The organism is Streptomyces rimosus subsp. rimosus (assembly GCF_000720725.1).
Lineage (GTDB): Bacteria > Actinomycetota > Actinomycetes > Streptomycetales > Streptomycetaceae > Streptomyces > Streptomyces rimosus_A.
On record NZ_JOCQ01000135.1, the window covers coordinates 1 to 20,739 of the forward strand.

At 74.1% G+C, this 20,739-nt stretch carries 19 protein-coding genes; 11 read left to right on the top strand and 8 right to left on the bottom strand.

The features are described from left to right. The 3 genes from IH45_RS0138550 to IH45_RS0138560 form a co-directional block, all read right to left on the bottom strand. The coding region (locus tag IH45_RS0138550; RefSeq protein WP_394298741.1) for an ABC transporter permease at positions 1-851 on the bottom strand (851 nt) is incomplete at its 3' end. Positions 852-1,113: 262 nt separating this feature from the next. Next, a complete protein-coding gene (modA, locus tag IH45_RS0138555; RefSeq protein WP_030680213.1) occupies positions 1,114-1,905 on the bottom strand; it encodes a molybdate ABC transporter substrate-binding protein in 792 nt (263 codons plus the stop codon). Between the two features lie 51 nt (positions 1,906-1,956). Next, positions 1,957-2,352, bottom strand: a complete 396-nt coding sequence (locus tag IH45_RS0138560) for a TOBE domain-containing protein (RefSeq protein ID WP_030680217.1) — start codon at positions 2,350-2,352, stop codon at positions 1,957-1,959. Positions 2,353-2,659: 307 nt separating this feature from the next. On the opposite strand from IH45_RS0138560, the gene IH45_RS0138565 reads away from it, so the two are divergent. After that, the gene (locus IH45_RS0138565; protein WP_050515483.1) at positions 2,660-3,529 is read left to right on the top strand and encodes a triphosphoribosyl-dephospho-CoA synthase; all 870 of its coding nucleotides are present in this window, start codon (positions 2,660-2,662) and stop codon (positions 3,527-3,529) included. A 110-nt stretch (positions 3,530-3,639) separates the two neighbouring features. On the opposite strand, the gene IH45_RS0138570 is transcribed toward IH45_RS0138565, so the two are convergent. Both IH45_RS0138570 and lspA read right to left on the bottom strand, forming a co-directional pair. Further along, positions 3,640-4,413, bottom strand: coding sequence for a PaaX family transcriptional regulator C-terminal domain-containing protein (locus IH45_RS0138570; protein ID WP_030680222.1), 774 nt, complete (start codon positions 4,411-4,413; stop codon positions 3,640-3,642). Positions 4,414-4,462: 49 nt separating this feature from the next. After that, positions 4,463-5,050, bottom strand: a complete 588-nt coding sequence (gene lspA / locus IH45_RS0138575; RefSeq protein ID WP_030680225.1) for a signal peptidase II — start codon at positions 5,048-5,050, stop codon at positions 4,463-4,465. Positions 5,051-5,163: 113 nt separating this feature from the next. On the opposite strand from lspA, the gene IH45_RS0138580 reads away from it, so the two are divergent. Together IH45_RS0138580 and IH45_RS0138585 are read left to right on the top strand one after the other, a co-directional pair. Next, a complete protein-coding gene (locus tag IH45_RS0138580; RefSeq protein WP_030680228.1) occupies positions 5,164-6,819 on the top strand; it encodes an acyl-CoA dehydrogenase family protein in 1,656 nt (551 codons plus the stop codon). After that, positions 6,816-7,601, top strand: coding sequence for a crotonase/enoyl-CoA hydratase family protein (locus IH45_RS0138585; protein WP_030680230.1), 786 nt, complete (start codon positions 6,816-6,818; stop codon positions 7,599-7,601). Before IH45_RS0138580 ends, IH45_RS0138585 begins: the two co-directional genes overlap by 4 nt. 34 nt (positions 7,602-7,635) lie before the next feature. On the opposite strand, the gene IH45_RS0138590 is transcribed toward IH45_RS0138585, so the two are convergent. After that, complete coding sequence (locus IH45_RS0138590) at positions 7,636-8,652, bottom strand: GlxA family transcriptional regulator (RefSeq protein WP_030680233.1); 1,017 nt, start codon at positions 8,650-8,652, stop codon at positions 7,636-7,638. A gap of 185 nt (positions 8,653-8,837) precedes the next feature. Between IH45_RS0138590 and IH45_RS0138595 the strand changes: the two genes are divergently transcribed. The 7 genes from IH45_RS0138595 to IH45_RS0138625 all read left to right on the top strand — a co-directional run bounded on the left by IH45_RS0138595 (position 8,838) and on the right by IH45_RS0138625 (position 17,101). Beyond that, positions 8,838-9,722, top strand: a complete 885-nt coding sequence (locus IH45_RS0138595; RefSeq protein WP_030680234.1) for an NAD(P)-dependent oxidoreductase — start codon at positions 8,838-8,840, stop codon at positions 9,720-9,722. Further along, entirely contained in the window at positions 9,719-10,381 is a 663-nt protein-coding gene (locus tag IH45_RS0138600) for a maleylpyruvate isomerase N-terminal domain-containing protein (protein ID WP_030680235.1), read from the top strand. The genes IH45_RS0138595 and IH45_RS0138600 overlap by 4 nt, the downstream gene beginning before the upstream one ends. Positions 10,382-10,452: 71 nt before the next feature. Continuing rightward, positions 10,453-11,304: a YndJ family protein gene (locus tag IH45_RS0138605; RefSeq protein ID WP_030680236.1), complete on the top strand. Its 852-nt coding sequence runs from the start codon at positions 10,453-10,455 to the stop codon at positions 11,302-11,304. A gap of 56 nt (positions 11,305-11,360) precedes the next feature. After that, positions 11,361-11,894, top strand: a complete 534-nt coding sequence (locus IH45_RS0138610; RefSeq protein WP_030680237.1) for a DUF1990 family protein — start codon at positions 11,361-11,363, stop codon at positions 11,892-11,894. A gap of 124 nt (positions 11,895-12,018) precedes the next feature. Then, a complete protein-coding gene (locus IH45_RS0138615; protein WP_050515484.1) occupies positions 12,019-13,266 on the top strand; it encodes a metallophosphoesterase in 1,248 nt (415 codons plus the stop codon). 68 nt (positions 13,267-13,334) lie between these two features. After that, positions 13,335-14,639 (top strand): pentapeptide repeat-containing protein, encoded by a 1,305-nt coding sequence (locus tag IH45_RS0138620; RefSeq protein ID WP_158813405.1) that lies wholly within the window; start codon positions 13,335-13,337, stop codon positions 14,637-14,639. A 260-nt stretch (positions 14,640-14,899) separates the two neighbouring features. Next, complete coding sequence (locus tag IH45_RS0138625) at positions 14,900-17,101, top strand: SpoIIE family protein phosphatase (protein WP_078897988.1); 2,202 nt, start codon at positions 14,900-14,902, stop codon at positions 17,099-17,101. A 45-nt stretch (positions 17,102-17,146) separates the two neighbouring features. Here the strand turns inward: IH45_RS0138625 and IH45_RS0138630 are convergent, their stop codons facing one another. Then, positions 17,147-17,878: a TioE family transcriptional regulator gene (locus tag IH45_RS0138630; RefSeq protein ID WP_030680246.1), complete on the bottom strand. Its 732-nt coding sequence runs from the start codon at positions 17,876-17,878 to the stop codon at positions 17,147-17,149. A 69-nt stretch (positions 17,879-17,947) separates the two neighbouring features. Here IH45_RS0138630 and IH45_RS0138635 point away from each other — a divergent pair, with 69 nt between their 5' ends. Then, on the top strand, positions 17,948-19,153 hold the full coding sequence (locus IH45_RS0138635; RefSeq protein ID WP_030680249.1) for an erythromycin esterase family protein: 1,206 nt from the start codon (positions 17,948-17,950) through the stop codon (positions 19,151-19,153). 57 nt (positions 19,154-19,210) lie between these two features. On the opposite strand, the gene IH45_RS0138640 is transcribed toward IH45_RS0138635, so the two are convergent. After that, positions 19,211-20,602, bottom strand: a complete 1,392-nt coding sequence (locus IH45_RS0138640) for an NADP-dependent succinic semialdehyde dehydrogenase (RefSeq protein WP_030680251.1) — start codon at positions 20,600-20,602, stop codon at positions 19,211-19,213. Between the last annotated feature and the right edge of the window lie 137 nt (positions 20,603-20,739).

The following is a 20,739-nucleotide window of genomic DNA, read 5'->3' on the forward strand; positions in this document are numbered from 1 at the left end:
GGGGCCGGGGTGGCGGGCGGGCCGGACGCCTCGGATGCGCCGGTCATGTGGTCCGGCCACGTGCCGTCGGCATCCGGCGCCCCGCCGCCCTCCGCGTCCGTACGCGTCACCGCGCCGCTCGTGCGCCCCCGCACCGGGCCGCCCCCGCCCGCCCATCGGCCGCGCAGGGCGACCAGGACGGCCATCGCGACGACGAGCAGCAGCAGGGAGACGGAGGTGGCGGCCTCGGGACTGTCCTGGAGGAGCAGGTAGACCTGGAGGGGCAGGGTCTGGGTGACGCCCGGCAGGTTGCCCGCGAAGGTGATCGTGGCGCCGAACTCGCCCAGCGCCCGCGCCCAGGTCAGGGCGGCTCCGGCGGCGAGCCCGGGGGCGACCATGGGCAGCGTGACGGTGGCGAAGACGCGCAGCGGCCCGGCGCCGAGCGAGGCGGCCGTCTCCTCGTACCGCGCGTGCAGCCCGGCCAGCGCGCCTTCGAGGCTGATGACCAGGAACGGCATCGAGACGAAGGTGGCGGCGACCACCGCGCCCGCCGTGTGGAACGGCAGCTGTACGCCGAACCAGCTCTCCAGCCACCCGCCCAGCAGGCCCCGCCGCCCGAATCCGAGCAGCAGCGCCACGCCGCCGACGGTCGGCGGCAGCACCATCGGCAGCAGTACCAGCGAGCGCACCAGCGCCTTGCCGGGGAAGTCGACGCGCGCCAGCAGCCACGCGAGCGGCACGCCGAGCAGCAGGGACAGGCCCAGGGCCCAGCAGGAGACGACCAGCGAGATCCGCAGGGCTTCGACGACGCCGTCGGAGGTCAGATGGGTGCCGAGGCCGCTCCAGGAGGTACGGGCGAGGATGCCGGCCATGGGCACCAGCAGGAACGCCACCGCCAGGACGGCGGGCACGGCCAGGGCCAGCGGAGCGCGCCGGCCGGGTACGGCCTTCCGGGCGCGCCCGGGGAGGAGGGCGCGCCCGGCGCCGGGTCCCCGGCCGGGCACCGTGCCGGGGGTGCGGCCCCGGCCGTCGGCGGGCGCCCGGCCGCGTGCGGCACCGGGCTCGCGGTCGCGCTCGGGAGCGTCGCGCTTCATGACATCGAGGGGAACATGGCGGGTCGCGGCTCGTGCTCCGTCACGGCTGCTGGAAGCCGGCGTCGCGCAGGATCTTCTGCGCCTTCGCGCCACCGAGCCACTTCACGAACGCGTCCGCCTCCTTGGAGTGCTCCGAGTTCTTGAGCGTGGCGGCCGGGTACTCGGCGATCGCGTTCTGCTCGTCCGGGATCTGTACGGCGTCGACCTTGTCCGGCGCGGTCATCGCGTCGGTGGCGTAGACGATGCCCGCGTCCGCCTCGCCCAGCTCGACCTTGCTCAGCACGCCCCGCACGTCCTGCTCCTGCGAGAGTGGCTGGACCTTGACGTGCTGCCGGTCCAGGACCTTCTTGCTGTAGCGGCCGACGGGCACGGCGGGAGCGGCGAGCACGACCTTGAGCTTCTTGGTGGCGGCCAGGTCGGCCAGCCCCTTGACGTGCTTGGGGTTGCCCTCGGCGGTGGCGATCACCAGCCGGTTCTTGGCGATGATCTGCGGCTCGGCGGTCTTGCCCCGCAGCCCGTCCATGGTCCGGGTGTCCGCGGTGACCAGGGCGTCGGCCGGGAAGTCCTGGTTGACCTGGGCGGCGAGCTGCTGCGAGCCGGCGAAGGAGAACTTCACCGTGGTGTCGGGGTGTTCCTTGTGGTACGCGTCGGCGGCCTTGGCGAAGACGTCGGTCAGGGACGCGGCGGCGAGGACCTTGATCGTGGTCTTGCCGCTGTCCGCGGCGGACGAGTCGTCACCGCCCCCGCAGGCGGCGGCGAGCGGGGCGAGCACGGCGACGGTCAGGGCGGCGGCGAGGGCGCGGCGCCGGGTGACACCGGAGGTACGGGGCATCGGGATCGACTCCTTGGGGACGCGGGCGGTGACGCGGGGCAGCGGCGGGCGTCAGACGCGGTCGATATGCACATTGGTCGACTTCACGCGGGCGGTGGCCCGCATACCGACCTCCAGTCCGAGTTCCTCCACCGCTTCCCGGGTCAGGAGGGAGACCAGCCGGTGCGGACCGGCCTGGATCTCCACCTGCGCCGCGACGTCGCCCAGCTTGATCGCCGTGACGATGCCGGGGAAGGCGTTGCGGACCGAGGTGTGGGAGGTGTCGTCCTCCGTGGCGCCGTTCTTGGCGAGTTCGGTGGAGAACGCGGCCAGGTCACGGCCGTCGATCAGTCGGCGGCCGGTTTCGTCCCGGTGGGTGGCGACGCGGCCGGCGTCGGCCCAGCGGCGGGCCGTATCGGGGCTGACGCCGAGCAGGCGCGCGGCCTGGCCGATCGTATAGGACTGCATGTGCGGCACCGTATGGCAGATGCTCTCTCATCTGCAATTTCTCCGTGGGAATGCACCTGGCGGATGCGAGCCGGGTTGGAGGAAGCGCCAAGTCCGGGCGCGGGGCGCCGGAGCGGCGCTGGGGTGGACCGGGCCGGCGGCGCGGGGGCGCGGACCGGACAGACCAGGGGGCGGAGCGTCGGACGTGTGGACGAAGCCGTACTCTTTTGGGAGGGATTTGGGAGGGCGTGGCGTAACACGGAGGGAGCGCGAACCGATGGGTACTCCTACTTCATCAGCCCGTTCGGCGGTCCGCGGCCGATCGATCATGAAGAGGCTGCGGCCGGAGGCCGCGCGCGAAGCCGTGCCGCCGGCGCACGAGCGCCCCGTCCTGCACACGGTCCCGCACCCCTCCCCGGACCGCCCCCTCCCGCTGCGGCTCGCCGACCTCGCCGTCGCCGCCTGCACCGCGCAGACGGTGCTCGCCCCCAAGCCGGACCCGCTCGCGCTGCACGCCGCCGAGCTGCTGCACGCTCCCTTCGCCTCCATGGCCGAGGCCGCCATGGGGCGGCCGCTGGACCGGCGGCTGCGCGAACAGCTCGGGCGGCTGGGCCGGGCCGGCGAGCAGCGCGCGCTCCAAGCGGGTCCGGGTGCGCCCGGCAAGCGCGGCGCACTGTGGTCCGTGGGTCTGCTGGTGGCCGGTGCCGCCGCCACGAACTGCCGCTCGGACGTGGAGACCTGTGAGGCGGCGGCCACGCTGGCGCGCCTGCCGGACGGCGGTGCCCCCGCCGCCAGTCGGTCGCTGGGCGGCCGTGCCCGCCAGTACTACGGCGTTCCCGGCGCCGTCGGCCAGGCCCGCTCCGGCTTCCCGAACGTCCTGGGCGTGGCGCTGCCCGCGCTGCGCCAGTCCCGCGCGGCCGGCGCGTCCGAGGTAACGGCCCGCATGGACGCGCTGCTGGCACTGCTGTCCACGCTCGATGACACGACTCTGCTGCAACGGGGCGGGTCGCAGGGGCTGCTGTCGGTGCAGATGGACGCGCGTGACGTGCTGTCGTCGGGCGGCTTCGGCACCCCGCGCGGGCGTAAGGCGTTCGTCCGGCTGGACTCACGGATGACCCGCAACGGGCTCACGGCCGGGGGCAGCGCGGCGCTGCTGTCGGCGACCCTCTTCCTGGACTTCCTGTTCGAGGGCCGCTGAACTCTTGCGTACGGTCGGGCCGCGCTGCCGGGTTCGAGGGCTGCTGAACGCTTGCGTACGGTCGGGCCGCACTGCCGGATTCGAGACCCACTCAACGCCTGCCGACGGGCTCAGGCCGCGCTGCCGGGCGTGACGTACTGCCGCAGCAGATCGCGCAGCTCTGCCTCGAAGGCGTCGTAACGGCTGCGCAGCTCGGCGCCCGGCCAGTCGGCGGGCAGCAGGGCGTCCGGCAGCAGCGGGTCGGTCAGGAGATGGCGCAGTACGGCGGCGGAGACGGTGAAGCGACCGGCCGGTGACGTGGCGTCGGACAGCGCGGCCAGCAGGGCGCGCGCCCGCGCCGCCCAGCCGTCCAGGTCCCACAGGTCACGTACCAGCTCTGCCGGGTCGCCGTCCGGAGCGCCGGTGAGCCAGGTGCACTGCCGGGCGACCACGGCCGGGCGGGTGCGCTCCAGGTTGCCGGGGCGCAGCCAGGTCCCTTCGCGCAGTTCGGCGAGCCGCAGTTCCGCCATGGCCTGGCGCAGCGCGGTCCGCTCCGCGGCCGGGCGCGCTTCGGCGGTGACCACGGCGATCTCCCAGGCGCCGTCCCAGCGCCGGGTCCGCGGCGTACGGCTCTCGTCCTGCCGCGCCTGGCGCTCCAGTAGCCGCGCGGTGAGCCCGTACGCCCCCTGCCCCTGCTGAAGGTCGCCCGCGGCCACCATCCGGGACAGCGCGACACGGATGGTGCCCTCGGCGATGCCGAACAGCTCGCCGACCCGCACCAGGGCGCGCGCCGGGAGGCGGGGCGGGTGGTGGCCCAGGAGAGTGCTGAGCACGATGGAGCGGGCGGTGAGCGGCGGCAGGCCGAGGCGCGTCGCGGCGTCGCGTACGGAGGTGTCGTGGTCCATCGGGCGGAATCCTAGGAGGTGCCCCGCACGCCGGTGCGGGCCGCCCGCCTCACCGGGTCGCGTCGCCGCACACCGCGCCGTCCGGGGCCGCGGCACGCTCCTCCTTCGCCGTCTTCTCCCTGTTGTCCAGTTCCCACCCCAGGAAGGAGAACAGCACGATCAGGATGCCGCCGCAGACGATCGCGCAGTCGGCGAGGTTCATGATGCTGAAGCCGCGTACGTGGATGAAGTCGACCACCGCGCCCCGGAAGTCGCCGGGGGTGCGGAAGAGACGGTCGGTCAGGTTGCCGAGTCCGCCGCCCAGCAGCAGGCCCAGCGCGATCGCCCAGGGGGTGCTGTAGAGCTTGCGCGCCAGGCGGACGATCACCACCGCGACGGCCACGGCGATGGCCGTGAACAGGATGGTGGCCGCCTCACCGATGCCGAACGCCGCGCCGGGGTTGCGCTCCACCAGCAGCTCCAGCCAGTCGCCGAGCACCTTGACGGGGGCGCCGTTCTCCAGCTCCGCGACCACGGCCACCTTGCTGCCCAGGTCGAGCAGATAGGCGGCGGCCGCCACCGCCAGGAGCAGCGGCACCCGCCGTCCGCCCCCGGTCTCCGCACCGCGCGCCGCCGTGGCCCGGCCCCGTTCCCTCATGTTCCGTCCCCTCGAAGTCCGGCGGCCGTCAGGCCGCCACGAACACCGACTCTATGACAGCCCATTCCATTACAGTCTTCCCGCGCCTGTTCTGTTTCTGTAACGTCCCCGGTATGGCCCTCACCCATGAAACCCATGAAGTCGTGAATCAGGCGCCGCCGCTGACCGGATTCAGCGCGGCGGACGACCCGGCCCTGCTGGCGGCGCTGCGCCGCGCGGGTGCCGGGTGGGGCGAGCCGGAGGTGCGGGAGCTGGGCGCGCTCGCCGGGACGGAAGCGGTGCAGGAGCAGGCCCGGATGGCCGAGGAGCAGCCGCCCCGGCTGCGCACCCACGACCGCTTCGGCCACCGGATCGACGAGGTGGAGTTCCACCCCGCCTGGCACCGGCTGATGACCGTGGCGGTGGAGCGGGGGCTGCACGCCGCGCCGTGGGCGGACTCCCGGCCCGGCGCCCATCTCGTGCGCGCGGCGAAGTTCTACGTGTGGTCCCAGGCCGAGCCGGGGCACGGCTGCCCCGTCTCCATGACGTACGCCGCCGTCCCGGCCCTGCGCGCCGCGCCGGACCTGGCGGCGCGGTACGAACCGCTGCTGGCGTCCCGTACGTACGACTACGGGCTGCGGCCCCCGCTGACCAAGTCCGGCCTGATCGCGGGCATGTCGATGACGGAGAAGCAGGGCGGCTCGGACGTCCGGGCCAATACGACGCGGGCGGTGCCGGCGGGCGACGGCGCGTACCGCATCACCGGCCACAAGTGGTTCACGTCCGCGCCGATGAGCGACGTGTTCCTGGTGCTCGCGCAGACGGCGGAGGGATTGAGCTGCTTCCTGCTGCCGCGCGTGCTGCCCGACGGCACCCGCAACGGCATGCGCCTGATGCGCCTGAAGGACAAGCTCGGCAACCGTTCCAACGCCTCCTCCGAGATCGAGTACGAGGACGCGGTGGCCTGGCCGGTCGGCGAGCCGGGGCGCGGCGTACGCACCATCGTCGAGATGGTGAACATGACGCGGCTGGACTGTGTGATCGGCTCGGCGGCCGGAATGCGCGCCGGGCTGCGGCAGGCACTGCACCACACCGCGCACCGGCACGCGTTCGGCCGCGCGCTGGCCGAACAGCCGCTGATGCGGGCGGTGCTGGCGGACCTGGCGATCGAGTCGGAGGCGGCGACGACACTGGCGATGCGGCTGGCGACCGCCGTGGACGGGGCGCAGGCCGGGGACACGGGCGAGGCCGCGCTGCGGCGGCTGGCGCTGGCCGTCGGCAAGTACTGGGTGTGCAAGCGGGGCAGCGCGCACGCGGCGGAGGCCCTGGAGTGCCTGGGCGGCAACGGCTACGTGGAGGAGTCGGGCATGCCGCGCATCTACCGCGAGGCACCGCTGCTGTCCATCTGGGAAGGCTCGGGCAACGTCGCCGCGCTGGACGTGCTGCGCGCGCTCGCCAAGGAACCGGCCTCGCTGGAAGCGTACTTCGCCGAGGTGGACGCGGCTGCGGGCGCCGACCGGCGGCTGGACGCGGCCGTCGCGGGCGTCCGCAAGATGCTCGGCACGCTCGGCGACCCGGACCAGGCGCAGCGCGCGGCCCGCTCGCTGGCGGAGCGGATGGCACTCGCGCTCCAGGGCGCCCTGCTCGTACAGCACAGCCACCCGGCGGTCGCGGACGCGTTCTGCGCCTCCCGGCTGGACGGGGAGTGGGGGCACGCCTTCGGGACCCTGCCCGCCACGGCCGACCTGACGGCCATCCTGGAGCGGACGCATACGGAGGCGGCCGGATGAGCGGCAACGGCCCGGCGGCGCAGGCCGTACGCGTCGAGCGCTCCGGCCCGGTGACGACCGTCATCCTGTCCCGGCCGCAGGCGCGCAACGCGGTGGACGGCGCGACGGCCGCCGCGCTGGCCGACGCCTTCCGCGCCTTCGCGGCGGACGACACGGCGCACGCCGCCGTCCTGTGGGGCGAGGGCGGCACGTTCTGCGCCGGCGCCGACCTCAAGGCGATCGGCACCGGGCACGGCAACCGGGTCGCGGCGGACGGCGACGGGCCGATGGGCCCCACCCGGATGCGCCTGGACAAACCGGTGATCGCGGCGGTCGCGGGGCACGCGGTGGCGGGCGGCCTGGAGCTGGCTCTGTGGTGCGATCTGCGGGTGGCGGAGGAGGACGCGGTCTTCGGGGTGTTCTGCCGCCGCTGGGGCGTCCCGCTGATCGACGGCGGTACGGTACGCCTGCCCCGCGTCGTCGGCACCGGCCGCGCCCTGGACATGGTGCTGACCGGGCGGCCGGTGGGCGCGGCCGAGGCGCTGGAGATGGGCCTGGCCAACCGGGTGGTCCCGCCGGGGCGGGCGCGTGCCGAGGCCGAGGAGCTGGCAGCCGCCATCGCCCGCTTCCCCCAGGCGTGCGTGCGCAGCGACCGCGCCTCCCTCCTGGCACAGGAGGGCCTGTCCGAGGAGGCCGCCATGGCTCAGGAATTCCGCTACGGGCAGGGTGTCCTGGCGGAGGCGATGACGGGCGCGGCGCGCTTCGCTGCGGGGGCGGGGCGGCACGGGGCGATGGAGACGTGAGGGGCACCGGCCCCTTGCCCACGGCTCCCGCGCCTCACCCCGCGAGCGGCACGTCCGGTGCCGTACGGGGAAACGCCCGCCGGTAGTCGGACGGCGAGACCCCGACGCGCTTGAGGAAGTGGTGGCGCAGGTTGTTCGCGGTGCCCAGGCCGCTGAGTTCGCCGATCTTCTCGACCGGCAGGTCCGTCGATTCCAGCAGGCTCTGGGCGCGCGCCAGGCGCTGGTCGAGGAGCCACTGGAGCGGAGTCGTGCCGGTGGCGGCCTGGAGCCGCCGGTAGAACGTGCGGGGGCTGAGCGCGGCGCGCTCCGCCAGGTCCTCGACGGTCAGCGGCCGGTCGAGGTGGGCGCGGGCCCAGGCCAGGACCGGGGCCAGGCCCTGGTCGTCGGTGGCGGGTACGGACAGGTCGATGAACTGGGCCTGGCCGCCGGGCCGGTGGGCGGGTACGACCATGCGGCGCGCCAGCTGGTTGGCGACGTGCGCGCCCAGGTCGCGCCGCACCAGGTGGAGGCAGAGGTCGAGCCCCGCGGTGAGCCCGGCGCTGGTGAGCACGTCGCCGTCGTCCACGTACAGCACCGAGTCGTCGACCCGCACCTTCGGGTAGCGCTCGGCGAGCTGGGCGGTGTGCATCCAGTGGGCGGTGGCGCGGCGCCCGTCGAGCAGCCCGGCCTCGGCGAGCGCGAAGGCCCCGGTGCACAGGGACACCATGCGGGCGCCGGCGTCGTGGGCGCGGCGCAGCGCCGCGAGCAGCCCCGGTGGCAGCGGTTCGCCCTCCTCCACACAAGGGTCGGGCACCGACGGGACGATGACCGTGTCCGCGCCGGCCAGGTCGTCGAGTCCGTACGGGGTACGGAGGGCCAGCCCCGCCGTGCCCTCCGCGCCCGCCGCGTCCCCCCGCTCACCGATGCCGCACAGCCGCAGGTCGTACCAGGGGTCGGCGAGGTCGGGCTGCGGCTTGCCGAAGACCGTGCAGGGGATGCTCAGTTCGTACAGGTCCCACGACGGGACCCCGATCTCCTCGGTCACGACGACCGCGACGGAACCAACGCTCATTCCGGAAGCATAGGCACCCGAAGGGCGCACGAAGAACGGCGGCAAGGTGCGGGAAGAACGTGGCAGGAATTTGGTGCTGGCCGTCACCACTGTCACTGGTTGCGGCCGCCCCGCGCTGCGAGCGTGGTCCGTACGTGATCAACCGCCGGACGCATGAACACCGGCGGACGTACGAGGAGACGCACATGGAAACCGAACGCGCGGCCGTGACGGTGCTGGGGCTGGGCTCGATGGGAACGGCGCTGGCCGGCGCGCTGCTGAAGGGCGGCCACGCGACGACGGTGTGGAACCGTTCGCCGCACAAGGCTGAACCGCTGGCGGAGCGCGGGGCCACGGTGGCGGCCACCCCCGCGGCGGCGGTCGCGGCGAGCCCGCTCGTCATCGCCTGCGTACTGGACTACGCGGCCCTGCACACCGTCCTCGACCCGGTGGCGGACTCGCTCGCGGGCAAGACGCTGGTCAACCTCACCTCCGGCACCCCGGAACAGGCCGCGGAGGCCGCCGCGTGGGCGCGGTCGCACGGTGCGCACTACCTCGACGGGGCGATCATGACGACCCCGCCGGGCGTCGGCAGCCCGGAGATGATGTTCCTCTACAGCGGTGAGCGCGCGGTCCTCGACGCCCACCGCCCGGTCCTCGCGTCCCTGGGCGACCCGCTGTACCTGGGTACGGACCCGGGACTGGCGTCCCTGTACGACGCGGCCCTGCTCGGCCTGATGTGGGCCGCCATGACCGGGTGGCTGCACGGCACCGCGCTGGTCGGCGCGGAGGGCACCCCGGCCACCGCGTTCACCCCGGTCGCGATCCGCTGGCTGAGCGCGGTGGCGGGCTTCCTCACCACGTACGCGCCCCAGGTGGACGCCGGTCACTACCCGGGCGACGACGCCACCGTGGAGGTCCAGATCGCCGCGATCGACCACCTGATCCACGCCGCGGCGGCGCGCGGCGTGGACAACGCGCTGCCGGAACTGCTCAAGGCCGCCATGGAGCGGACCCGCGCCGCGGGCCACGGCTCCAGCAGCTACGCGAGCGTCATCGAGGCCCTCAGGAAGGCGGCGGAGCCCCGGTGACCACCGCGACCCACGCGGCACCGCCCGCCACCGCCTGGCCCCGCCTGCTGGCTGCCGCCACCGACGCCTGCCTGGACGCCCTCCTCGAAAGAGCGGACCAGGACTGGTCGCGCCGCGCCCACGGCCTGGAATGGACCTGCCGGGAAACCCTCGACCACCTCGCCCTCGGCCTGACCGGGTACGCGGGTCTGCTGATCGCCCGCCCCGCCGACCGCTACATCACCCTCTTCGCCTCCCTCGACCCGCGAGCACCCCTCCCCGCCTGCCTGGAGGGGCTGCGTATCGCGGCCTCGCTCCTCGGTTCCACGGTCCGCGACACGCCGTCCGACGTCCGGGCCTGGCATCCGTGGGGGCACGCCGACGCCGCCGGTTTCGCGGCCATGGGGATCACGGAACTGCTCCTCCACACCTACGACATCACCCGCGCACTGAACCCGGACCCGGGCCCGGACCCAGACCCGGCCCCGGGCCCGGCCGCCCCGCCCTGGGCACCGGACACCGGCCTGAGCGCCGCCGCCCTGACCCGGCTCTTCCCGGACGCCCCGGCCGCGCCGCCCGGGCACGGCCCGTTCGACGTACTGCTGTGGTGCACGGGCCGGACCGCGCTCCCCGGCCTGCCGCGGCGCACGGCGTGGCAGTGGGACGGCAGGGTGCGCTGAGCACCCACCGCCACCTCCGACCCCCGCATTGAACGCGTTCAATCCCGCTTCGAGTCGCATCTGGGGGCATCGTGACCGCACTGGTCGATCTCATCGTCATGCTGGGCATGCTCGTCGTCGTCCCGACGGGGCTGGCGCTGCTCGGCGAACCCGGTACGCGGTGGCTGCGGCGCCGCTGGCCATTGGCCGCGGCGGCGGGCGCGGCCGCGCTGTGGCTGCCGCGCGGCGCCGCCGCGACCGTGCTCGCCGCCGCCTACGCGCTCGCCACCCTCGCCCTGGCCTCGTACGCGCCGCGCCGGCTGGCCCGCACCCGCAGCCTCGCCCCGGGCGAGATCGCCGTACTGACGGCGCTCGTCACCCCGGCCGTCGCCGGGACGGCCCTGGTCGCCGAGCGCTCCGGCCACCGGCTGTTCGGCTTCGACCTGGAGATCCTGTCGCTGACCGTGCCGCACTTCCACTTCGCCGGGTTCGCCGCCGCGCTGGTGGCCGGGCTGGTCTGCCGCGCCGCCCGCCCCGGCAGGGCCGGGCCGCTCGCCGCGCTCAGCGTGCCGGTGGGAACCCTGCTCGTCCTGGCGGGCTACTTCGTCGACGACTGGGCCGAGCTGGCCGGTGCGGTGGTCCTGACCGCCGGTATGTGGCTGGTCGCCCTGGTCACCTGGCGGGACGTCCGTACGACCGCGCCGGACCGGACCACCCGGGCGCTGCTCGGCGGCTCGGCCGCCGTGCTCGTCGCGACCATGCTGCTCGCCCTGAGCTGGGCGCTCGGCGAGGCAACCGGCGTCCCGCACCCCACACTGGCATGGATGGCGGCCACCCACGGACTCGGCAACGCGCTGGGCTTCGCCCTGTGCGCGCTGCTCGCCTGGCGCCGCCTCCGCGACGAGCCCGCCGCGGTCCGCCCGGCCGGCCCCGTGCCCGTATGACCGCTCCCCCGAACGCCACCCCACCCACCTCCGCACCAGAGGAAGCAGGCCCCACGATGACCGGCAGCACCGGCACCCCCGCCCCCTTCAACTACCGCGAGGAAGGCGCCACCCGCCGCCATCCGCTGCCCGGCGGTTACCGCCACCTGCACGAGGCGACCTACCTCGGCCACGGCCGCGCGGTCCTCGAAGCGGCGGGGCACGCGGTGACCAGCTTCCGGATGCACCGCGCCGCGGGCGTACGGGTGCGGGCCTCGGCCCCGGAGGCCGCGCCCGGCGTCCGGGTGGAGTGCGCCCTGGGCCTCGGACCGCTGCGGCTGTGGGCGCCGTGCCGGGTGGTGTGGAGCGAGTACGAGAGCGAGCGCATCGGCTTCGCGTACGGCACGCTGGCCGGTCATCCGCAGCGCGGCGAGGAGTCGTTCGTGGTGGAGATGCGGGCCGACGGCGCGGTGTGGTTCACGATGACGGCCTTCAGCGTGCCGGGCCGCTGGTACACGCGGCTGGCGGGGCCGGTGGTCCCGCTGTTCCAGCGCCTGTACGCGCGGCACTGCGGACGGACGCTGCGCCGGCTGGCCCGGCGGGGCCGCTGACCGGCCACCGGAAACCAACTGCGCAACCAACGCCGTCCCCTCCCCCTCCCTCCTTCCCATACGTCCACACGGCGTTCATCACTCCGTCACCAGTTGCCCCGCCGCCCGTGAGAGAAAGCCAGCCATGTGCGAGCTGATCCCGCCGCGGGCGGACCTGACCGAGGACCAGTGGCTGCGGACGGCGGGCCCCGGCCTCGCCGACGCCGCCGTAGCGGACGACACGGCGGACACGGCGGCCTCGGCACCCGGTGTGCACCGGCGGACGCTGCTGGGCGGCGCGATGGCGGGAGCGGCACTGGCCGCCCTGCCGTTCGGAGCGCCGCAGCCCGCCGTCGCCGCCGCGCGGACCGTCGCTCCGGACCGCTTCCCACTGCCCGCCACGCCCGGCCCCTCCGGCGAGTACGCCGTCCTGATCACCGGCGACGCCGGAACCGGCAAGGCGGAGCAGCACGCGGTCACCGCGGCGGCCAGGGAGATCTGCCGCGCCGAAGGCGTCGGCCTGGCGGTCGGCCTCGGGGACAACATCTACGAGAACGGCCCGGAGTCCGACCACGACTCGGAGTTCGAGGAGAAGTTCGAGCGGCCCAACACCGGCATCGACGTGCCGTGGCTGATGGTGCTGGGCAACCACGACTGCTCGGGCCTGGTGCCCGGCAGCGGCGGCGACCCGTCGCGCGGCGACCGGGAGGTCGCCTACGCCGCCACGTCCCGCCGCTGGTACATGCCCGGCCGCTACTACAACGTCGCGCTTCCGGCGGGCGGCGCCCAGGAGGACCCGCTCGTGGAGTTCTTCGCGCTCGACACCAACCCGGTCGCCTCGTACGTCGTACAGACCGACCCCCACTACCGGTGGAACGGCCCCTACATGCGCGAACAGCGACGCTGGCTGGACACCGCGCTGCGCGCCTCGCGCGCCCGCTGGAAGGTCGTCCTCGGCCACCACCCGTACCTGAACAACGGCAAGCACGGCAGCGCCGGTTCCTACGACGGCTTCGTCATCGGGCACTACACCAGCGGCATCCACCTCAAGGAGCTGTACGAGGAGGTGGTGTGCGGACGCGCCGACGTGATCATGTCCGGCCACGACCACACCCTGCAGATCCTGGAACCCACCGACCGGACCCGCGGCACCCGGCAACTCGTCTGCGGCGCCGCCTCCAAGACGGGCGACGGCAAGGCCCACTTCACCCACCCGGCGGCCTGGCAGGACTTCGCCCGGCTCGGCTTCATGCTGCTGAAGGTGTCGGCCGGCGCGATGACGATCGACGCGTACACGGTCGATGCCACGACGAAGCAGGCACGGCTGGCCCACCGGGTGCGGACTGCGCGGGCGGTGGGGGTGGAGACGGGGATGACTGCGGGGGTGCAGTAGACCGGCAGACGCAAGATGTCCGGTAACCGCTTCCCCGCGGCGCCGGTGTTTCGGGTCCAATAGCCGGCGTGACGAGGGGGACGCCCCGGGCCGGGGCACACCACACGCGGCTTCACCGGATCGCGCTCCGTGCGCAGCGGCCCGCGGTCGCCTCGGTACGCGCGCCGCTGGCGAGTCGGCGGCCGGGGCAGCGCGGCCGGGCCACGCAACGGCCGCGCACCGCCCGCGACGGCGCGGGGCGCGGCGGACAGCGGCCCGAGGGGGGAACACCTGCTCCCGCGCCGGGCTGGTGGGTACGGATGGAGCGGGCCGTCGGCGTCCTGGCCACGATGGCCACCATGGCGGTGGCCTCCTTCACCTGGGTTTCGATCAACCAGGTGAACCGGGAACAGCAACTGACCCGCGACGCACAGATCACCGACCGGTTCAACACCGCGGTCGGCAACCTCGGCAACGACTCGCCGGACATCCGCCTGGGCGGCATCTACGCGTTGCGGCGCATCATGCAGGACTCCCGCCGGGACTACCCCACCGTCATCGACGTGCTGTGCGCATACGTACGCGCCCACGCCACCGCGCCGAGGGACGGCGGAACGCGGCCGGAACGACCGCCGAACGATGTCGCAGCCGCGCTCCGGGCCTTCCGCAACCGGGACACGGAACCGGGCAGCGACGGGCTGATGCTCGACTTGTCCGGAACGTACTTGCGCGGGGCCGGCCTCCGGGGCGTGAACCTGACCAACGCGGACCTGACCCGCGCGGACCTCACGGACGCGGACCTGAGAAACGAGGAAGCGCCGCTCATCACGAAGGTGGGCGACCTGGAGCGGCTACGGACCACGGATCTGACCAACGCGACACTGTACGGCGCCAACCTGGAGAACGCCGACCTGCGGGGCGCGAAACTGCACGAGGCGGACCTGAGAGCGACCCGCCTGCGCCACGCGAAACTCCAAGGCGTGAACCTCTACGGCGCGTGGATGACGGGCGTGGATCTACGAGGGGCGTACCTGGGCAGTGCGGAGCTCTCCAGCGCCCGGTTGACGAAGGCGGACCTCAACCGTGCGAATCTGGCCGACGCGAACCTCCGCGGCGCGTACCTGGCCGGAGCGGATCTCAGCGGGGCAGGCCTGCGCAGAACGGACCTTCGGGGCGCGGACCTCAGCGGCGCGCAGCTCACCGGTGCGGACCTGCGCGGAGCAGATCTGCGGGACAACCCCACCCACGGGATCTTCACGGACCGAACGGACATCGACGTGCCGTCCCTTTTGCGGGCACGGCTGGACCACACCGTCAAACTGCCCGACAGGCTGGCGAACGACGTCCGCGTACGGAAGGCCATGGATGCCGTGGAGTCGGCCGGCAGCGACTGAGACCGGGCGGCCCCGTACAGAGAAGCCCCGGCCCACCCCCACAAATCCTCTCGAAATGCACAACCCACCCCACCGTCCTAATGTGAGCCCATGGCCGCTTCCCGGTTGCGATGGTCCCCTTTCGGCGGGCCGCGAACGGAAGCGGCGGGCGTGGTGGCCCCGGTGTCGCCGGTCCTGGTCGTCCGGTGGGCGGCCGGGGCCGGCGCGCCTTCGGTGGCTGGGTTGCGGTCGGCGAGGGCGGTGCGGGGGTGGGGCGGATCATGACGGGGCGCGACGGCACGCCCCCGGGCCCGTACGATCCGAGCCGGTACGACCCGCGGCGCGATGGCGGGCTCTACCGGCCCGCTGACCCCGGTCCCGGCCCCGACCCCGACGGTGCCGATGACAGCGACCTGCCTCCGCCCCTCGACCCCATCGCCCTCGCCGACCGTCTCGCCCTCAACCGGGCCGGCACCTTCGACTGGGACCTGGACCGCCGGACGCTGGAGCTGGACGCGTGCGGGCTGGAGGTCTTCGACCTGCGGCCGGAGGAGTACGACGGGCGGCCCGCTTCGCTGGCCGCCCGTATCCCGCCCGAGGAGGGCTACCGGCTGGACGCGGCGGTCTCCCAGGCGATCCAGGACGGGGCGCCCTCGTACGGCGTGTACTTCCGGGTGCACTGCCGCGACGGCACGCCGCGGTGGACGCACACCCAGGGGCACCTCCTGCGCGACGGGGACGGGCGGCCGTACCGGATCGTCGGGCTCGTGCGGGAGGCGGGTACGGAGCTGGCCGATTCGGTGCTGCTGCGGTCCCTCCAGGAGAACCGGCAGCGGCAGACCGTGATGGTGCAGCAGACCACCGCCGCGCTCTCCCGGGCCCTGTCGGTCGCGGACGTGACCCGGGTGCTGACCGGGACCGGCGGGGCCCGGCGCTTCGGCGCGGACGCGCTGATCCTCGGGCTGGTCGACAGCGGCCGCTTCGAGGTCATCGCGATCACCGGCCTGCCCGGCACCACCCCCGAGGACATGATGGCCTCCCGGCTGGACGACACGCTGCCGCTGTCGGACGCCGCCCTGACGCGCCGGGCCGCGTTCCTGTCGTCCCGCGGTGAGCTGATCGCCCGCTACCCGCGGCTGCGCCCGTACCTGGACCGCATACCGACCGGCAGCGCCGTCTTCCTGCCGCTGGTGGCGCAGGACCGGGTCGTCGGGGCGCTCGGCCTGTTCAACGCCGAGCCGAAGCAGCACACGGCGGAGGACCGGAACCTGGCGCTGGCGCTGGCCGGTGTCGTGGCCCAGTCGCTCCAGCGGGCCACGCTCTTCGACCAGGAGCGCGAGTTCGCGACCGGCCTGCAGGCCACGATGCTGCCGCGGCTGGTCCCGGACATCGCCGGGGGCGAGGTCGCCGTCCGCTACCACGCGGCGAGCACCGGCCGGGACATCGGCGGCGACTGGTACGACGTGATACCGCTGCCCCAGGGGCGCACCGGGCTGGTGGTCGGTGACGTCCAGGGGCACGACACGCACGCGGCGGCGGTCATGGGCCAGCTCCGTATCGCCCTGCGCGCCTACGCCACCGAGGGGCACGCGCCGGAGACGGTGCTCGTGCGGGCCTCCCGCTTCCTCGCCGAGCTGGAGACCGAACGGTTCGCGACGTGTACGTATGTCCAGGCGGACCTGGAGTCCGGGGCCCTGCACGTGGCGCGGGCCGGCCATCTCGGCCCGCTGATCCGGGACGCGGCCGGGCACACCGACTGGCACCCGGTGCGCGGCGGGCTGCCGCTCGGGCTGGCGACCGCGTTCGGCCAGGACCACTTCCCCGAGACCCAGCTGTTCCTGGAGCCCGGCTCCCGGCTCCTGCTGTGCACGGACGGCCTGGTGGAGACGCCCGGCGAGGACATCGCCACCGGGATCGACGCGCTGGCCGCGGCCGTACGGGACGGGCCGACCGGGCTGGAGGCCCTGGCCGACCGGCTCTCGGACGAGCTGTGGGCGCGGTCCGGGTCCGCCGACGACATGGCTCTCGTCCTCCTGCACCGCCACCCCTCCGCCGGCACGGCCCCCACCACCCCGCGCTTCCGGCTGCACGTCCACCAGGCGGACCCCTCGGGCGCCTCGGAGGTGCGGGCGATGCTGCGGCGCACGATGGACCAGTGGCGGGCGGGCTCACTGGCGTACGACATCGAGGTGGCCGCCACCGAACTCGTCACGAACGCGCTGACGCACACGGACAGCGGGGCGCTGGTCACGGTGGAACTCCTGCCCACCCGCCCGGGTGTGCCGGGCGGCGCCCGCCGCCGCATCCGGCTGGAGGTCGAGGACCGCTCCAGCCGCTGGCCGCGCCGCCGCACCCCCGGCGAAACCGCCACCTCGGGCCGCGGCCTGATGATGGTCGAAGCCCTCGCGGACTCCTGGGGCGCGGAACCGCGGGGCAGCGGCAAGGCGTTGTGGTGCGAGTTCGCGCTGCCGGGGGAGGAATGAGGCAGGGGGGCAGGAGGCCGGCCGGTGACTGCTGCCTCGGCGGCGTCACTCGCGCTCGCGCAGGTACGCGTCCAGTTCGGCGGCCCCGGTCAGCATCGCCCGGCCGCGGGCGGACAGGCGGCTGTGCCAGTCGTTCAGGGCGCCTTCCAGGGGCTCCAGCCCGCCGGCCGCCCGTACCTGGGTCAGCAGTGGGGCGATCTGTTCGAGGAGGTAGCCGCCCCGTCTGAGCTGGTGGGCCAGGCGGGCGTCCCGTACGTCGGCCTCGTCGTAGACGCGGTATCCGGTCAGGGGGTCGCGGCGCGGTCGTACGAGGCCGGCGCGCTCCCACTTGCGCAGCGTCGCGGGGCGGATGCCGAGCTGGGCCGCCAGCTGTCCGACGAACGTGCCGCCCGCCCTTGGTCCTGCGGCCGGCTCGGGCTCCGTGGCGGGTGTCAGGTCGCGCAGGGCGTTCTCCACGGCCCGGAGGGTGCGGCGGTCTTCGAGGAGCTGGGCGTGGCTTTCGTCGATGAGGCGGAACGCCTCTTCGGCCGTGTCCTCGTTCACCGCCTGCATGATCGCTGTCGCCGTCCGGTGGCCGTGGCCGGGGACCAGGGCGAGGAACGCGCGCAGGGCCCGCGCGTGCAGCGGGGTGTAGGTGCGGTAGCCGCTGGGCGTGCGTCCGGCGGCCGGGAGGATGCCGGCCTCCTCGTAATTGCGGACGGCTTGCGTGGACAGGCCGTGCCCGCGCGCCAGGTCAACCGGCCTGAGTTGATTGCCTGTTTGAGGGTTGGGGGACATGGAGACGAGGGTATCGCGGGAAGGTGTGGACAAAGTTTCCACCGAGGGTTCAACGATAGCGTTTAAGGCATGGACACCGACATCAAGGACGCCACCCACCCGCTCGATGCCACCGCCGTCCTGCGGCTGCTTCCGTCCCGGCCGCGGGTGCTCGCCCTGGGCGAGCCCACCCACGGCGAGGACACCCTGCTCGAAGTGCGCAACGCGCTCTTCCGGCAGCTCGTCGAGCAGGAGGGCTACCGGACGATCACCATCGAGAGCGACTGCCTGCTGGGCCTGGCCGTGGACGACTACGTCGTCTCGGGCACGGGCACCCTGGACGAGGTCATGGAGCGCGGGTTCAGCCATGGCTTCGGCGCGTCCGCCGCCAACCGTGAACTCGTGCGCTGGATGCGGGACTTCAACGAAGGCCGCCCCCGGCCCGAACGCCTGCGCTTCGCCGGATTCGACGGCCCGCTGGAGATCACCGGCGCCGAGAGCCCCCGCCGGGCCCTCCTCGCCCTCCACGCCTACCTCGCGGCCCAGGTGGACGCGGACCTGCTCCCTTGCACCGCGGGCACGCTCGACCGCCTGCTCGGCGCCGACGAACGGTGGACCGAACCCGCCGCGATGACGGACCCGGCCCGGTCCGTGGGGCGGTCGGCCGAGGCCGGGGAGCTGCGGCTGCTGGCCGACGGCCTGGTGGCGGTGCTGGACGAGCAGACGCCGCACCTGATCGCGGCGACCTCCCGCGAGGCGTGGGACCGCGCGCGGCTGTACGGCCGTACCGCCACCGGCCTGCTGCGCTACCACTCCTGGATGGCCGACACCACGCCGAGCCGTATGACGCGGCTGCTGGGCATACGGGATGCGATGATGGCCGACAACCTTCTCGCCCTCGCCGAGCGGGGCCCGGTCCTGGTCTTCGCCCACAACAGCCATCTCCAGCGGCACAAGAGCTCGATGCGCATGTGGGACCACCCGCTGCTGGAGTGGTGGAGCGCCGGCGCGCTCGTGAACGCCCGCCTGGGCGAGGACTACGCCTTCGTGGCCACGGCCCTCGGCACGATCCGGCACCGGGGAGTGGACGCCCCGCCGCCGGACACCGTTGAGGGGCTGCTGTACGCGCTTCCGGAGGACCGGTACCTCGTCGACCCCGCCCGACTGGCCGCCGCCCTCGGCGACACGCCGCCCGTCCCCCGCGAGTCACCCTGGTTCGGCTACGCGCCGCTGGGTCCGGCGCACCTGACGGACAGCGACGGCCTCGTGTTCGTCAAGGACGTGCCGGAGAGCTAGCGACACGCGTCCGGTGCGCGGTGGGCCCGGGGGCCGCGCCCCCGGGCCCCGGAGGCCCTACGCCCCGTGCCACACCGTCGTCGCGTTGCAGAACTCGCGGATGCCGTGGCCCGCGAGTTCCCGGCCGTAGCCGGAGCGCTTGATGCCGCCGAAAGGCAGGGCGGGGTGGGAGGCGGTCATGCCGTTGAAGAAGAGGCCGCCGGCCTCGATGTCGCGCACGAGGCGCTTCTGTTCGCCCTCGTCGCGGGTCCACGCGTTGGAGCTGAGGCCGAACGAGGTGTCGTTGGCGGTGGCGATCGCCTCGTCCAGGTCGTTGACGCGGTACAGCGTGGCGACCGGGCCGAACGCCTCCTCCTGGTGGATGCGCATCTCAGGCGTGATCCCGGCCAGGACGGTCGGCTCGTAGTACCACCCGGCGGTCAGCTTCTCCGGGCGCTTGCCGCCGCACAGCGCGGCGGCACCCCGCCGGACCGCGTCGTCCACCAGTTCCTCCAAGTCGGAGCGGCCCTGCTCGCTCGACAGCGGGCCGACGTCGGTGGCCTCCTCCATCGGGTCGCCGACGGTCAGCCCGGCCATCCGCTCGGTGAAGCGCACCGCGAACTCGTCGTAGACGTCGGTGTGCACGATGAAGCGCTTGGCGGCGATGCAGGACTGGCCGTTGTTCTGTACGCGGGCGGTGACGGCGGTGCGGACCGCCGCGTCGAGGTCGGCGGACGGCAGCACGATGTACGGGTCGCTGCCGCCCAGCTCCAGCACCGTCTTCTTGATCTCGTCGCCGGCGATCGACGCCACGGAGCGGCCGGCCGGTTCGCTGCCGGTGAGCGTCGCGGCGGCGATCCTGCGGTCGCGCAGGATGTCCTCGATCGCGCCGGAGCCGACCAGCAGGGTCTGGAAGCAGCCCTCGGGGAAGCCCGCCCGGCGCAGCAGGTCCTCCACGTACAGCGCGGTCTGCGGCACGTTGGAGGCGTGCTTGAGCAGACAGGTGTTGCCGGCCATCAGCGCGGGCGCGGCGAAGCGGATGACCTGCCAGAGGGGGAAGTTCCACGGCATGACGGCGAGGACGGTGCCCAGCGGCCGGTAGCGCACATAGGCGCGGGTGGCGCCCGCGTCCTTCACGTCACCGGGGTCGGGCACCTCGTCGGCGAGGAGTTCCTCGGCGTGCCCGGCGTACCAGCGCATCGCCTTCGCGCACTTGGCGGCCTCCGCGCGGGCCGCCGCCAGCGGCTTGCCCATCTCGGTGGTCATGGTGCGGGCGATGCCGTCCTGGCCCGCCTCCAGCAGGCCGGCGGCGTTGCGCAGCAGTTCACCGCGCTCCTCGAAGCTCGTCGTGCGGTAGCTGCGGAACGTCTTTGCCGCGCGGGCGAGCCGCTCCTCGATCCCGCCCGCGTCGAGCGCGTCGAAGGTCTTGAGCGTCTCGCCGGTGGCCGGGTTGACCGTGGCGATGGCCATGGGGATGCACCTCCTACGTGATCGGGCCGGGCGCCGGTGACGGCTCCGGTACCGGGTCGGGGCCCGGCGGGCGCGGCACGGGGTCGGGGCTGGGCGTCGGCGGCTGCGGCGCGGGCGGCGGCGGTACGGGGTCGGGC

Excerpts from the sequence above, each read along its gene's own strand:
- modA (WP_030680213.1), bottom strand. The coding sequence starts at position 1,905 with ATGCCCCGTACCTCCGGTGTCACCCGGCGCCGCGCCCTCGCCGCCGCC.
- IH45_RS0138560 (WP_030680217.1), bottom strand. The coding sequence starts at position 2,352 with ATGCAGTCCTATACGATCGGCCAGGCCGCGCGCCTGCTCGGCGTCAGC.
- IH45_RS0138565 (WP_050515483.1), top strand. The coding sequence starts at position 2,660 with ATGAAGAGGCTGCGGCCGGAGGCCGCGCGCGAAGCCGTGCCGCCGGCG.
- IH45_RS0138570 (WP_030680222.1), bottom strand. The coding sequence starts at position 4,413 with ATGGACCACGACACCTCCGTACGCGACGCCGCGACGCGCCTCGGCCTG.
- lspA (WP_030680225.1), bottom strand. The coding sequence starts at position 5,050 with ATGAGGGAACGGGGCCGGGCCACGGCGGCGCGCGGTGCGGAGACCGGG.
- IH45_RS0138580 (WP_030680228.1), top strand. The coding sequence starts at position 5,164 with ATGGCCCTCACCCATGAAACCCATGAAGTCGTGAATCAGGCGCCGCCG.
- IH45_RS0138585 (WP_030680230.1), top strand. The coding sequence starts at position 6,816 with ATGAGCGGCAACGGCCCGGCGGCGCAGGCCGTACGCGTCGAGCGCTCC.
- IH45_RS0138590 (WP_030680233.1), bottom strand. The coding sequence starts at position 8,652 with ATGAGCGTTGGTTCCGTCGCGGTCGTCGTGACCGAGGAGATCGGGGTC.
- IH45_RS0138595 (WP_030680234.1), top strand. The coding sequence starts at position 8,838 with ATGGAAACCGAACGCGCGGCCGTGACGGTGCTGGGGCTGGGCTCGATG.
- IH45_RS0138610 (WP_030680237.1), top strand. The coding sequence starts at position 11,361 with ATGACCGGCAGCACCGGCACCCCCGCCCCCTTCAACTACCGCGAGGAA.
- IH45_RS0138615 (WP_050515484.1), top strand. The coding sequence starts at position 12,019 with ATGTGCGAGCTGATCCCGCCGCGGGCGGACCTGACCGAGGACCAGTGG.
- IH45_RS0138625 (WP_078897988.1), top strand. The coding sequence starts at position 14,900 with ATGACGGGGCGCGACGGCACGCCCCCGGGCCCGTACGATCCGAGCCGG.
- IH45_RS0138630 (WP_030680246.1), bottom strand. The coding sequence starts at position 17,878 with ATGTCCCCCAACCCTCAAACAGGCAATCAACTCAGGCCGGTTGACCTG.
- IH45_RS0138635 (WP_030680249.1), top strand. The coding sequence starts at position 17,948 with ATGGACACCGACATCAAGGACGCCACCCACCCGCTCGATGCCACCGCC.
- IH45_RS0138640 (WP_030680251.1), bottom strand. The coding sequence starts at position 20,602 with ATGGCCATCGCCACGGTCAACCCGGCCACCGGCGAGACGCTCAAGACC.